Source organism: Leptospirales bacterium (genome assembly GCA_019694655.1).
In the GTDB taxonomy this organism is placed as follows: domain Bacteria; phylum Spirochaetota; class Leptospiria; order Leptospirales; family Leptonemataceae; genus SSF53.
In genome coordinates this window covers 309167-322861 of record JAIBBN010000001.1, presented here as the reverse complement: position 1 = coordinate 322861, position 13695 = coordinate 309167, and the positions used below count along the sequence as shown (strand labels likewise).

Genomic DNA, 13695 nt, shown 5'->3' with positions numbered 1-13695 from the left:
GTCGATGCCAGGCGGGAGGCGATAGAAGGATCGCTCTTCTCGCGGCGCCTCCAACTTCGAATCCTCTGGTCTTAAGTCGCCCCATGCTTTCCCACCTCCGCCGATTTAGCGCAAATTCCGCCAGAACTGACTTGCGGCGGCCCCCGGGAAGCGTCGATAAACTACGAAAGCAGTCCAGAGACTGCATTGCCGCCGACAGGATCGTGGAATGAACAGGGAGATCCGCAAGCTTTTTGCCGAAATGGTCGGCGTTTCAATGAATTCCGACCAGGTCAATGAACTGGCCCAGAAGGTCAGCCGCGGCTTTGACATTCGCCATGCGACGGGCTTTGGCTCGGTGATTGCCATTCCACGTCATGCCGCCGCTGAAGCGCTGATCCACGAGCTACGCAGCGAGGAACGGGTCGTTGAGTTCTTTGAATTGATGCTGGAAAATGACGGTAAGTTTGTTTTCGACTCCACTCTGAAGATTGTCTATCGAGAAGACTTCATCAAGCTGCTGGAAAATTGCAAATGGATCTACGACGCCGACACGCGGCGTTTTCTGCGCGATCCCTTCCATCAGGAGCAGGTCAATTTTCTTAACTCAATCAAGATGATAGACCTGCGGCATACCTCGCCCGGTCGCGATCTGGGGACGCAGCTCAAGTCGGAAGCGGAGCGCCTGCAGGTCCACGATCTCAGCTGGCAGGTTACAGTTCGCACCTACCGATTGGGCGCCGATACCTCGGCTTTGATTCGCGATTTGCTGGAGATGCTGCTGCGCAAGCAGGAGCTGGGCGCCCTGGCGGGAGAGATATTTACCGCCCTCAATGAATTGATGATCAACGCCTCCAAGGCTACTTACAAGAGCGTCTTTCAAAAGGAACGTGATGCACAGATCGGGTCGTCGGGGCAGCCGGAAAGCAAGGAGTTTGCCGCCGCTTTTCGCGAGGAACTGGAGCTACATGGCGACGAGCGGCTGGCCGAGCTGGCGCGGGCTGCGGATAGTTTCTTCGACGTGCACTTCAAATCGATGCCCGAGCACGTAGTATGCTGGGCGGTGAACTACACCACGATCAGCGGCCTGGAAAAGCTGCGCCTGTTGAATCGCCTGCATTTCCCGCTGAGCGAGGAGGCTTTGCGCCAGGTTGAGTCAGACGCCTATCGCGAGGGCGCGGGACTCGGCATCAATCTGGTCTTGAGCATTCTTGGCCGCCTGAGTCCGGATCGCCGACCGCTGAAGCCTGTATTCTATCCCGACCGCACCAAGATTGGCTTCGTATTGCGGCGGCGCGATTTACAAAGCGCTCAACGTTCTTGAGAACGCCGCCGCTGGCGCCCGATGGCGGCCGCCGTTATTCCAATCCCAGTTTCTCCATCTTGGGACGAATCACATACATGCAATAGGGCTGAGCGCGATTGTCTTGATAGTAATTCTGGTGGTAGTCTTCCGCCGGATAGAAGGTCGGCGCCGCCAAAATCTCTGTGACGATGGGCCGCTCAAAGTGCGACTGCGCTGCAGCTCGAGAGGCCTCGGCCATCCGCTTCTGAGATTCGTCATGGTAAAAAATGACGGATCGGTATTGCGTACCGACGTCCGCACCCTGACGGTTGAGCGTGGTCGGGTCGTGGCAGGCCCAGAAGAGCTCCAGCAGTTTGTCGTAGCTTGTTTCATTCGAATCGAACTCAATCTCGACAACTTCAGCGTGGCCGCTGTCTCCGGCGCAAACCTGCCGGTAGCCGGGGTTGGCAATCTTTCCGCCAGCGTATCCGGACCGAACGCGTTTGACCCCTGGTTGACGCTGGAAGACCGCCTCCAGGCACCAGAAACAGCCGCCGCCAAGGGTGGCTCGCGCCAGCGCCGCATTGCTCATCTCTTGCCTCCTGCAACTGACCGGAAGGCGGTCGTTGCTTCGTTAGAGCAATAGACGCGCGAGGCGCTGCGCGGCAACAGAATCGTTGCGCCCGGCGCTGGCCGCGCAAGGGGTTGATTATGGGCAAACTGGCCGAGTCCTTAAATCAAAACTGTCAGTGCGTTAGCATGGACCGTCAGCGGCTGCAAAGTGCGCTCGCGCTTTCCCTGGCCGCAGATAAGGTCGATGCTCTGCTGGCCGAGCGTCCGCACCTGTTCAGCGAGGCGCCGGTCTTTCTGTCCGGGGACTGGGTGCAGAAGATGCAGCGGGCAATTCGAAGCGTTGAGGCGGTCCTTGCCAGTCCCGGCTTTCGCCGCCGTCTGGGAATCAGCGAAGCCGTAGATCAGCCAGTGGAACGCGGGATGTTCATGGGCTACGATTTTCATATGACGCCCGAGGGCCCGCGCCTCATCGAAATCAATACCAATGCCGGCGGCGCTTATTTGAATCTGGCGCTGGGCCGCGCCATTTTGAAGTGCTGCGATGCCATCGCGCCGCTGGCCGAGTGGCAGGAACGACAGATGGCGATTGCCGAAGAGGCAATCAAGAAAATGTTCCTGGCGGAGTTTGCTCGCTTTGACGCCTCGCGTCCTTTGCAAACCATCGCACTTTGCGACCGCGAACCCGAGCAGCAGTATCTGTTTCCGGAATTCTTACTCTGGCAAAAGCAGATGCGCGACGCCGGATTGCACGCCCTGATCGTGGATCCTCGCCAGCTCGAGCATCGTAGCGACGGTCTTTACTATGAAGACCGGCGCATCGACATGATTTACAACCGGCTGACCGACTTTGCATTGCAAGATGCGGATTCGGCGGCGCTGGCCAGCGCCTGGCAGGCGCGCACCGTCGCCCTCTCGCCCAATCCGCTGCACCATCGACTATATGCACAGAAAAGCAATCTGGCGCTGCTTTCCGACCCGCTGGAACTGGCGGCGATGGGCATCGATGAATCACACATTGAGATACTGCAGCAAAGTGTGATGCCAGGCGTCGTCGTAAGCAAAGAAAATGCAGATCTTTTGTGGCGCGATCGGAAACGCTGGTTTTTTAAGCCGGAGTCAGGCTTTGGTTCGCGCGGCGCCTATCGCGGCGAGAAACTGACCACTCGCGTCTATTCGGAAATCGTGAAGGGCGGCTACATTGCTCAGGCCTATTGTCCGCCGTCCGAGCGGCAGATCAGCAAAGAGCAGCGGCTGAAGATGGACGTTCGCAGCTACGTCTATGATGGCCAGCTACAGCTGCTGGCGTCCAGGCTCTACCAGGGACAAACCACAAACTTCCGGACGCCAGGAGGCGGTTTTGCGCCGCTCTACATCACGCCGGAGTTCAGCGGCGCCAGGGACCAGGAGCCGGTCGCAAAAACCATACGGATGGGATCTTAGGACGCGCTCTGATTGCTAGGTCTGCGCCGCATTCCGCTCTCTTTTCCGCGGCCTTATTTGCGCAGGCTGGCCAGTAATTCGTGATGCACTACCTGGGCGCACTTCCGTCCCTCGGAAATAGCCCAAACGATCAGCGATTGGCCGCGGCGAACGTCGCCGCAGGCGTAGACGCCGGGCAGGCTGGTCTTGAAAGCGGCGTCGCTTCGACCAAAGCCGGCGGCCACATTGCCGTTGGCATCCAGCTGCAAACCGCGGCTTTGCAGTTGCTCGACCAATCCAGAGCGCACCGGACCGCGATAGCCCATAGCCAGCAGCACCAGGTCCGCATCCCAGACGATTTCGGAGTCCGGCTTCTCTTCAAATCGTCCAGCGGCATTCTTCTCGACGCGGGAGGCGACCAGCTGTGTGACCTTGCCGTTTGTACCGCGAAACTGCCTGGGGTTGATTTGAAAATGCCGCTCCACGCCCTCTTCGTGACTGGTTGAAGTTCGAAATACTTCCGGATAGAGCGGCCAGGGATGATCGTCAGGGCGCTCCGTTGGCGGCTGCTGCGAGCGACGGAAATTGATAATCGAGCGCGCGCCCTGGCGGTTGGCCGTGCCAATACAATCGGATCCGGTATCTCCCCCGCCAATCACTATCACCCTTTTGTCCCGCGCCTGAATCTGATTTGCGACCTTTTCGCCGGCGACGACGCGATTGGCCTGAATCAAGTAGTCCATGGCCCAGTGTACGCCCTGCAAATCGGCCCCAGGGATATGCAGCGGAATGGGATCCTCGGCGCCCATTGCCAGAATCACTGCGTCAAATTCGGCCAGCAGTTGGTCAGCTTCTATGTCGACGCCAACGTGAACGCCGCAGCGAAAGCGAACGCCTTCTAGCTCCATTTGCTTGAGCCGGCGATCGATATGAAATTTTTCCATCTTGAAATCGGGAATTCCGTAACGCAGCAGTCCGCCAATTTTATCGGCTTTTTCAAATACCGTCACGGCGTGGCCGGCGCGCGCCAGTTGCTGCGCCGCCGCCAGTCCGGCGGGACCGCTGCCGATGATCGCCGCGCTCTTGCCGGTCATTTCGCGCGGCGGCTTGGGCTCCACCCAACCTTCTTCAAAACCGCGAGCAATAATAGCGCGCTCGATTTGCTTGATGGTCACAGCGGGGTCGGTGATGCCAAGCACGCAGGCCGATTCGCAGGGCGCCGGACAGAGCCAGCCGGTGAATTCCGGAAAATTGTTGGTGCTGTGCAGGTTTTCCAGGGCTTCTTTCCAGCGGCCGCGATAGACCAGATCATTCCATTCCGGAATCAAATTGTCAGTGGGGCAGCCGGTATCGCCGTGGCAAAAGGGAACGCCACAGTCCATACAGCGCGCCGCCTGTTCCCGCGCCGTATCATCCTCGAAGGTCTTTTCGAATTCGCGCCAATGCTTGATGCGCGTCTCCGCCGGCTCGTAGGCCGTACGGGCGCGCTTGTATTCCATGAATCCTGTCGGCTTACCCATATCAACCTGCCCGTAACTGCCGCTTGCCGCCCGGCAAAGCGCTACAGGTCACAAATCCGCAGCCGGCTGTTGGTGTAAATTCGGTACGCCGCCTCAATAGCGGGTTACACGACGGCCGCCGGCCCGCGATGGCCTGCGGTACGGTCGATTCGATTCTGGCGGTCGGGGATCGCTCAGCGGATGATAGCCAGGCTCTGCCGCTGCCGCCGGCGGCGGCTGTCGCGGCCCCGCAGCGAAAACCGCGTTGGCGCGAACTAGAGCTGTGGCTACCTGATGTTTTTCAAACTCCGACAGATGATCCCACAATTCGGCATCGCGACGCAGTCTTGCAAGATTTCGGCGCGCGGCCTGAGCGTCGCCCGGATAGTTGCGATCCATCAAACAATCGGCGCCCCAGCGCACCAATTCGCTGAGCGCATCATGATCGCGCAGGCGCAATGATTCCGTTGACTGCCAGGTTCTCTGGGTCCAGCTGTAGCCATCCGCGTCAATGTTAGAAGCTGTAACCTCAGAGCTCAGCCGGACCAGGCAATCCAGGCCAACGCTGCTGCGGCTATCGCTGGCCGCCTCAGCGGCGATGATGGGCGCGCAAAGCAGTCCCCCGATGGCAAGTCCGGCGCCCACGTAAACCAGCGTTTCAGCCACAGCGACTGCGCCGGCCGCAGTTACGGAGGCGGCGACGCCGCCGGCCACGCGCAGGTCCTCGACATTCGGCGCCGCTGAGCTGCGCGATTCGAATTCTTGTTGGTAGCGCGCGCAAGCGTCGCCATCGGCAGCGGCGCTACGCATGCTCAGCGAAGTGCAGGAAAGAAAAATGAGCGGCAACCAGAACGCAACGTGAGCCCGGCACAGCATCTTCACAATGGTACTCGAGTTCAAAAATCAGATGAGTCAAGAAAATTGCGCAGGTCAATGCAGAGCGGCGCCGCTTTGAGCGGCTCGGCCGCCGCAGCCCGCCGCTTACTGCAGCGGAAAAATTTCCACTTCTATGGATTTTCCGCGAACATGTCCGCTGACCGGCGCCCCCATGGCGAAGCCGTTTCCGGCGCGGTCGCGGGTTGCGCCATCGAGCAGCACATCAGCGCTCAAGCGTTTGCAGAGCGTTTGCAAGCGCGCCGCAAGATTGACCGGGTCGCCAAGCACAGTATATTCCAGGCGTCCCTCAGTGCCGATGTTTCCAGCAAAGACCTTTCCGCTGGCAATGCCTACGCCAATCTGAATTGGATCGGGCAGGTACGCCGGCCGCGCGGCATTGAAGGCGGCAAGGCTCGCACGGATTGCCTGGGCGGCGCGCAACGCATTGCCGGCATCGTCATCGGTCGCCGCCGGACAGCCAAAGGTCGCCAGCAGACCGTCGCCCAGAATCTTGTTCACCGAACCCTTGTTTTCAAAGATGGCTTGAATGAAGCCGCCAAGCGCCTGATTCAGGAAGGCGGCGAAGTCCGCCGCAGGGATTTTTTCGGCGATGCTGGTGGAGCCGCGAATATCCACGAAGAGCATCGTGGCTTCCAGCGAGTCGCCGCCCAGGTTGGCGCCGATTTCGCCGCTGATAATACGCGACGCAATATCCTCTGAAAAAAAGCGAGACAGACCCTGCTTTTCGCGCTCCAGCCGCTCGTTGACCAGTTTGAGTTCGGCGCGATAGCGCTTGATTTCCAGAGCGTGCTGCAGCTTGGGGGTCAGTTCCGCCATCAGAATTGGCTTGGCCAGAAAGTCAGATGCTCCGCTGGAGAGCGTAACGATCATTACCTCTTCCTCTTTTTGGGAAGACATGACCACGACGGGAATTTCGGAAGTGCTGGGATTGGACTTCAGCTCCTTCAGCACCATCATGCCGCTGAGCTCCGGAAGCTCCAATTCAGTCAGGACCAGATCGGGCGACCATTCGGACACCAATTTCATGCCGCTGACGCCATCGCCAGCCACGCGCGCATCAAAACCCATCATGCTTACGTAGCGTTCCAGCAAGCTGGCGTGTTCTGCATCGCTTTCGAGAATGAGGATTCTAGCGCTTCCTTCCTCCACGTTAGCCCACGGCCGCCTTATAGAAGGCGTGCTCCTTTACCTGCCCGTAGTAGGACTCATTGAAGCCGGCTACAGCATCTTGCGCGCTCAGATGCGCAGTCAAACGGGCCTTCTTGTCAAGCTCGGCCATAGAGAGAAGCAGACCCATCATCTCGCGGCTGGCCAAGGAGGCCAGCGAAGTGACCTTGACCAGATCGGACATCGACTCCATCTGGTCGACGGCGAAGTTGTGATTGGCAATAACATCGCGGTATTGCTCTGGAAGATTCCAGCGCTCCATCACTCGACGGCCAATTTCAACATGGTCTATTTGATAGCGCTTGCGCTCGGCTTCGGTCAGGTCGGCAAACTCGCGCTCCACCTGCTTGATCAGGTCGGCATAATCCGCCTTCTTGTTCAAGGCAAAGACGGTCATGCCAATCTTGTGCAGCAGGCTGCCGATGAAGGCCTCTTCTTTGTACTGTGGCAGTTTCAATTTTTCACACAGCTCCGAGGCAACCAGCGCGCAGGTTACCGTGAACTCATTCAGGTATTTGGTAAAGGTGTCGCCCTTCAGTCCGGCGTTCATGGCCCGCGTTGAGAGCAGGATAATCAGATTCCGCGAGGACTTGAGTCCGATCAAGGTTATGCCGTCGCGCAGCGATTTCACGCGGCCTGAACGGCCGTAAAATGTGGAATTGGCAACGCGCAGGATTTCCGTGCAGACGCCCTCATCGGGCTGGATGATGCGCTCCAATCCGCTGCTGTCGGCGGTCTCTGAATCCGGATTGAAGCGCATCACCGCAAAGGCCACCGCCGACAGCGGCGGAATGATGATCTTATCCAGGTCCAGAGCCATGACGCCTTTTTAGAGTACAGTCGGCCCGAGTCCAGCGCCTTGTCGCCCGATTCCGTCGATTTTGGATAAAATTCAGTGAGCGTCGATTAGCGCGGCGCAGCCTCCGCTTCCTCTAGTTCCATGGATTTTTCTTCTTCCATCTTCTGCAGCGCTATCTTGTAGTCCCCTGGCACAACCTTAACGAAGCGCTTCAAGTGCTGCGCCCAGTGATCGAGGATCAAGCGCGCCCGGGGCGATCCGGTATATTCGAAGTGCCGCGTGACCAGGTGCAACAATTCATCGATATCATCGGCTTCGACGACAGGCTCGAGATCTACCATCTCCGAATTCAGCATTGTGGAAAACTTTTCCTCCGGGTCCCAGACGTAGGCAAAGCCGCCGGACATGCCGGCGCCAAAATTGCGCCCGGTCGGCCCCAGCACGACCACGCGGCCGCCGGTCATGTATTCGCAACCGTGCTCGCCGAGCCCCTCAACTACCGCTCGAGCTCCCGAATTGCGCACAGCAAAACGTTCGCCGGCCATCCCCTGGAAGTAGGCCTCGCCGCTGGTTGCGCCATACAGGCAAGTGTTGCCGACGATGATGTTGCTGGCCGCTTCGAACTTGGACTCGCCTGGCGTCCGAATAGAAAGCCGGCCGCCGGATAGGCCTTTGCCAACGTAGTCGTTGGCCTGCCCGCACAGGCGCATGTCAATGCCGCTGGCCAGAAAGGCCCCAAAGCTTTGCCCGGCAACGCCAGTAAGATCGATGCGAATCGTCCCATCGGGCAAGCCTTCATCGCCATAGCGCATGGCCACCTCGCCCGAAAGCATGGCGCCGACTGTACGATTGGTGTTGCGAACTGGCAGCGCAATCTGCACGGCGCGACGCTCTTCAAGAGCGGGCCGCGACTGTTCGATCAACTGCAGATCCAGTTGCTGCTCGAGGCCATGATCCTGGGCGCGCACGCGATGGAGTTCGGTATTGTAGGCTGGCTCTACCAGCGAGAGAACGCGAGTGAAGTCCAGTCCGCGCGCTTTCCAGTGATCCCGCGGGCGTCTTACCTTCAGTCGATCGGAGCGCCCGATCAATTCCTCCAGCTTGCGCACGCCCATTTGCGCCATGATTTCCCGGGTTTCCTGAGCAACAAAACGCATGTAATTCACCACGTATTGTGGATCGCCCATGTACTTCTTGCGCAGTTCCGGGTCCTGCGTTGCTACGCCGACGGGGCAGGTGTTCAGATGGCACTTGCGCATCATGATGCAGCCGAGGCTGATCAAAGGTGCAATGGAAAAGCCAAACTCGTCTGCGCCCAGCAAAGCGCCGATTACAACGTCGCGACCAGTGAGCATCTTGCCATCGACCTGCACCCAGACGCGGTCGCGCAGTCCGTTGATGACCAGGGTCTGGTGCGCTTCCGATAAGCCCAGTTCCCACGGCGTTCCGGCATTGTGGATGGAGCTCACCGGACTGGCCCCCGTTCCGCCATCGTGCCCGCTGATCAGAATGTGGTCGGCGTGCGCCTTGGCCACTCCAGCGGCAACGGTGCCCACTCCTACCTCGCTGACCAGCTTCACACTGATGCGCGCCTTTGGATTGACGTTCTTCAAGTCGAAGATCAATTGCTTGAGATCCTCGATGGAGTAGATGTCGTGGTGCGGCGGCGGGCTGATCAAGGTAACGCCTGGCGTTGAAAAGCGGATGCGCGCGATGTTGCGATCCACCTTGTGTCCGGGCAACTGACCGCCCTCGCCGGGCTTGGCGCCCTGAGCCATTTTGATCTGCAATTCGTCGGCGTTGACCAGATAGTTGGCGGTTACGCCAAAGCGGCCGGAAGCGACCTGCTTGATCGCCGAACGCATATTGTCGCCGTTTGCCAGGGGCTTGAAGCGAATCGGATCTTCGCCGCCCTCGCCGGTATTGGAACGCCCGCCAATGCGATTCATAGCGATTGCCAGGTCGGTATGCGTTTCCCAGGAGATCGAACCAAAGCTCATCGCGCCGGTGGCAAAGCGCTTCATCAGCTCTTCTACCGACTCCACCTCTTCCAGCGGCAATGGCTGCGCCGCGGATTCGAATTCAAAGAGCGAGCGCAGCGTAACATGACTGCGGTTCTGATCGTTGATCTGCTCGGCGTACTTTTTGTAAGTCTCGTAGTTGTTGGTGCGCGTAGCATACTGCAGCAAATGCAGCGCCATGGGGCTGAGCAAATGGGCCTCGCCATCCTTGCGGTATTGATGCACCCCGCCCGGATCCAGTCGTTCCGGATAAAAGGTTGGATCGTAGGCGGCGCGGTGACGCCGCAGGGTCTCCTCTTCCAGCATTTCCAGGGACAGTCCCTCGACGCGCGACGGGGTGCCGGTGAAATAGAGACTGACCAGCTCCGAGTCCAGCCCCACGGCTTCAAAATTCTGTCCGCCGCAGTAGCTCTGCAGTGTGGAAATGCCCATCTTGCTGAATATCTTCAGCAATCCCTTGCCGACCGACTTGATGTAGTGTTTGCGCGCATCGCGGACGTCCTTCAGCTCCGGCAAATGCCCGTTGCGATGCATATCGTGCAAAGATTCAAATGCAAGGTAAGGATTCACGCCATTGGCACCGTAACCCAGAAGCAAGGCAAAATGCGATACCTCGCGCGGCTCGCCTGATTCAATGATCAGTCCGGTGCGCGTGCGCATGCCAGCACGAATCAGGAAATGGTGCACGGCGGAGGTTGCCAGCAGACTGGGGATGGGCGCCATATTGACGGCTACGCCGCGGTCGCTGAGGATAATCAGGTTGAAGCCCTGGCGCACAGCATCGGCGGCTTCATCGCAAACCTGATCCAGGCGATTGCGCATGCCATGTTTGGCATCCGGATCGAAGAGGATATTGATGGTCTTGGTCTTGAAAATGCCGCTGGCGATATTGCGGATTTTCTCGAGGTCCTTGTTGGTGAGCACCGGATGTTCCAGTTCCAATCGATGGGCCTGGCCCGGCGTCTCCCCCAGCAGGTTGCCTTCCGGACCAATATAGGCGGTCAGCTCCATGACCAGCTCCTCGCGGATCGGATCGATGGGCGGATTGGTAACCTGGGCAAACTGCTGCTTGAAATAGCGAAAGAGCGGCTGCGGCTTTTCGGAAAGCACGGCCAGCGCGGCGTCAACGCCCATCGAACCGATTGGTTCCTGACCATTGATAGCCATCGGCCGCATCGTCAGGTGCAGGTCTTCCGTGCTATAGCCAAAGGCGCGCTGCCGCTCCAGCACCGTCTCATGGTCGGGAAGATGCACAAAGGGCGGATCCGGCAACTCATTGAGTCGCACCAGATTCTGCTGCACCCACTCGCCGTAGGGCTGCTGCGTGCAGATCCGTTGCTTGATTTCTTCGTCAGCAACAATGCGTTGTTCGCGAAGATCAATCAATAGCATCTTGCCCGGCTGCAGCTTGCCATTGTAGGCGATGTTCGCCGGATCAACGTCGACGGCGCCAACCTCGGAGGCCATCAGCACCAGGTTGTCGCGAGTAATAATGTAGCGCGCCGGGCGCAGGCCATTGCGATCCAGGGTTGCGCCGATGATCTCTCCATCGGTAAAGGCCACCGCCGCCGGACCGTCCCAGGGCTCCATCATCGTGGCATGGTATTCGTAGAAATTGCGACGGTCAGGGTCCATCGCCTGATTCTTGGACCAGGCCTCGGGAATCATCATCATGATGGCGTGCGGGATGGTGCGTCCGCCCATTACCAGCAATTCCAGAACGGAATCAAAGGTCGCCGAATCGCTCTGGCCTTCCATAATGATTGGCAGCATCCGCCGCAGATCCTTGCCATAGATCGAAGACTCCATGGCCATCTGCCGCGCTTCCATCCAGTTCTTGTTGCCGCGGACGGTATTGATCTCTCCGTTGTGCGCAATCTGACGGAAGGGCTGCGCCAGATCCCAGGTAGGAAAGGTATTGGTGGAATAGCGCTGGTGGATCAGCGCCAGCGCCGACTCCATATCCGGGGCGCTGAGATCCTTATAAAAGTCGATCAACTGTTGGGCCATGAGCATGCCCTTGTAGATGATTGTGCGACAGCTGAAAGATGCTACGTAGTACTTAGAACGATCGAGCTTGTACTCAGCGCGCACGCGGCGGTCGATGATGCGGCGGATCAAGTACAGTCGCCGCTCAAATTCGTCGATGCTGGCAATATCCTCGGAGGCGCCCACAAAGCATTGCCGCAAATAGGGCGCTGTCTTGCGGGCGCCTTCGCCGGGCACGCGCGGGTCTACCGGAACGTCGCGCCAGCCCAGGAAGTTTTGATTCTCATCGACCACGACTTTTTCGATAAGCGTCTCCAGCGCCTTACGCGTCGTGGGATTTTGCGGCAGATAGATAAATCCGACGGCGTAGCGTCCGGCCGCCGGCAACTTGAGCGATTGCTCGCCGCAGACCCGCCGAAAAAAAACGTCCGGAAGCTGGATCAGAATGCCCGAACCGTCGCCGGTCTCCGGATCGGCGCCAACTGCGCCGCGATGTTCGAGATTGATGATCGAGGTCAGCCCCATGTCGATGGTGCGCCGCGATTTTTTACCGGTGATATCGACGACAAAGCCAACGCCGCAGGAGTCTTTCTCCTGTGCTGGATCGTACATGCCCTGGGACCGTGGCAGGCCCGGCGCTACGTAGTCTGGCTGCGTATTAGGCTGTTCCATGAGCTGCGCACCCTTACGGCCGCCGTCTGCTGTGCGCGGCAGCCGTACAGGCCACGATCTGCAAGCGGCCCCGCTATGTAAATATAGAGTTGGCGCCGCAAATAGCGACTCCTTGCCCGAAGCCTTGCGACTTCTGCAGAAGGCAGCGCATGGCGCCCAAAAAACAGGCGCCGCAGGATAGATTTGTGATTGCGAAGTGCCTGCAACGAGGACCGATTCGTATCGATGGCAATTCGCAGCGCGTTTTTTCTGGTCGCCGGCATCGCTTTGATAGCGACGCCGCCCCTGCTATCCCTGCCGGTCGGGAGGAGCGTGCGCGAAGGCGGAATCCATATCAGCGTTAGCCCTGAGCAGAGCGCGGCGAATGGTTACAGCGCGTTTCGCGTCAGCGTGGCGAACCGAATGCCTGCGCCGCGATCTGTTCATCTGATGCTGGTTCTGAGCGGCGCCGGCGTAGAAACGCTGGAGTGTCCGGTCTTTGTTGAGTTGCGCGCTCGCGAAAGCCTGCAGCGTTCCGTTGGCTGTCGCATCAGCAGCTACGAACGCCTTGAGTTGCGCGTGGCCAGCATCTATCGATTTATCGCGCCGCTCCCCGGGCCAGCGCCTGCCGAAACTCCGGCCAGCGAAACAACGCCGGCAACCACGGCGCCCGCTGAGTCCAGACCGGCTGAGTCCGCACCTGCCGACGCTGATACTGACGCCAGCCTCACCAATCCATCGTCTGCCGAAGAGGCGCCGCCAGGGCCTACAGTCGAGCCGACAGCGCCGCAAGCGGAGTCGCCAGCGCCGCAAAGCGAAGCCGGAGGCGCGACGCCCGAACTTGAGCCGCCGCCTTCAGCACAACCCTGAGTCGGAGGCGCCGCACAGCGTGATGGGCTGCAGATCAGTGCAGCCAGATATCGTAGCGCTCGCCAAGCTCGTTGACCAACTGCTCATTGTTCAACTGATCGGAGCTCATCGCCGCCAGTTCCGCAAGGTACTGGTCAAATCCGCCTGGCGAAAAGACGGTAATCAACTGGCCGCCGTCTTTGCACATGACTTCATGCCAGACCGTGGGCGGAATGTTCACCGTGGCGCCCGGCGTCGCCTCAATTGTTTCATCGTCGAATCGAAAGGTAACGCTGCCTTTTAGTATGTAGAAGATCTCCGTCATCTGGCGGTGATGATGGCGCGCCAGATGAAAGCCTGGCTTCAATGTGTCTTCAACTACCGTGGTACGGCCTTCGGTGAGATTTGCGCCGCATTTTACGCAGACGTGATCCTGGGTCCAATCGTAAGTCAGTCCGCCGCCCGGCGGAACAAGAATTTGCTTTGCCATGGTCGCCATGCCGCCGTGCGGTCAGACGTTCTGTCCAGATACTTTCAGAGTAAAATGTAAATTGTATGCTACAAATA

General features: G+C 58.9%; 10 protein-coding genes. 3 read left to right on the top strand and 7 right to left on the bottom strand.

The annotated features are described in order from the left end of the window. Positions 1–208: 208 nt before the first annotated feature. Positions 209–1303 (top strand): hypothetical protein, encoded by a 1095-nt coding sequence (locus K1X75_01575; GenBank protein ID MBX7056725.1) that lies wholly within the window; start codon positions 209–211, stop codon positions 1301–1303. Positions 1304–1337: 34 nt separating this feature from the next. Here K1X75_01575 and msrA read toward each other — a convergent pair whose 3' ends face one another. Then, entirely contained in the window at positions 1338–1841 is a 504-nt protein-coding gene (msrA, locus tag K1X75_01570) for a peptide-methionine (S)-S-oxide reductase MsrA (protein ID MBX7056724.1), read from the bottom strand. A 134-nt stretch (positions 1842–1975) separates the two neighbouring features. Between msrA and K1X75_01565 the strand changes: the two genes are divergently transcribed. Continuing rightward, a complete protein-coding gene (locus tag K1X75_01565) occupies positions 1976–3277 on the top strand; it encodes a circularly permuted ATPgrasp domain protein (protein ID MBX7056723.1) in 1302 nt (433 codons plus the stop codon). A 53-nt stretch (positions 3278–3330) separates the two neighbouring features. Here K1X75_01565 and K1X75_01560 read toward each other — a convergent pair whose 3' ends face one another. From K1X75_01560 to gltB, 5 genes are all read right to left on the bottom strand, one after another. Beyond that, positions 3331–4776, bottom strand: coding sequence for a glutamate synthase subunit beta (locus K1X75_01560; GenBank protein MBX7056722.1), 1446 nt, complete (start codon positions 4774–4776; stop codon positions 3331–3333). Between the two features lie 93 nt (positions 4777–4869). After that, on the bottom strand, positions 4870–5655 hold the full coding sequence (locus tag K1X75_01555; protein ID MBX7056721.1) for a hypothetical protein: 786 nt from the start codon (positions 5653–5655) through the stop codon (positions 4870–4872). Between the two features lie 81 nt (positions 5656–5736). After that, on the bottom strand, positions 5737–6801 hold the full coding sequence (locus K1X75_01550) for a response regulator (GenBank protein ID MBX7056720.1): 1065 nt from the start codon (positions 6799–6801) through the stop codon (positions 5737–5739). A gap of 1 nt (position 6802) precedes the next feature. Continuing rightward, positions 6803–7639, bottom strand: coding sequence for an HDOD domain-containing protein (locus K1X75_01545; protein MBX7056719.1), 837 nt, complete (start codon positions 7637–7639; stop codon positions 6803–6805). A gap of 86 nt (positions 7640–7725) precedes the next feature. Next, positions 7726–12300, bottom strand: coding sequence for a glutamate synthase large subunit (gltB, locus tag K1X75_01540; GenBank protein ID MBX7056718.1), 4575 nt, complete (start codon positions 12298–12300; stop codon positions 7726–7728). A 225-nt stretch (positions 12301–12525) separates the two neighbouring features. Between gltB and K1X75_01535 the strand changes: the two genes are divergently transcribed. Continuing rightward, on the top strand, positions 12526–13149 hold the full coding sequence (locus K1X75_01535) for a hypothetical protein (GenBank protein MBX7056717.1): 624 nt from the start codon (positions 12526–12528) through the stop codon (positions 13147–13149). 34 nt (positions 13150–13183) lie between these two features. Here the strand turns inward: K1X75_01535 and K1X75_01530 are convergent, their stop codons facing one another. Beyond that, positions 13184–13618, bottom strand: a complete 435-nt coding sequence (locus tag K1X75_01530; protein ID MBX7056716.1) for a cupin domain-containing protein — start codon at positions 13616–13618, stop codon at positions 13184–13186. Positions 13619–13695 lie beyond the last annotated feature (77 nt).

Coding starts and splice junctions, on each gene's coding strand:
- K1X75_01530 (MBX7056716.1), bottom strand. CDS start 13,618: ATGGCAAAGCAAATTCTTGTTCCGCCGGGCGGCGGACTGACTTACGAT.
- K1X75_01560 (MBX7056722.1), bottom strand. CDS start 4,776: ATGGGTAAGCCGACAGGATTCATGGAATACAAGCGCGCCCGTACGGCC.
- K1X75_01545 (MBX7056719.1), bottom strand. CDS start 7,639: ATGGCTCTGGACCTGGATAAGATCATCATTCCGCCGCTGTCGGCGGTG.
- K1X75_01535 (MBX7056717.1), top strand. CDS start 12,526: ATGGCAATTCGCAGCGCGTTTTTTCTGGTCGCCGGCATCGCTTTGATA.
- K1X75_01575 (MBX7056725.1), top strand. CDS start 209: ATGAACAGGGAGATCCGCAAGCTTTTTGCCGAAATGGTCGGCGTTTCA.
- gltB (MBX7056718.1), bottom strand. CDS start 12,300: ATGGAACAGCCTAATACGCAGCCAGACTACGTAGCGCCGGGCCTGCCA.
- K1X75_01565 (MBX7056723.1), top strand. CDS start 1,976: ATGGGCAAACTGGCCGAGTCCTTAAATCAAAACTGTCAGTGCGTTAGC.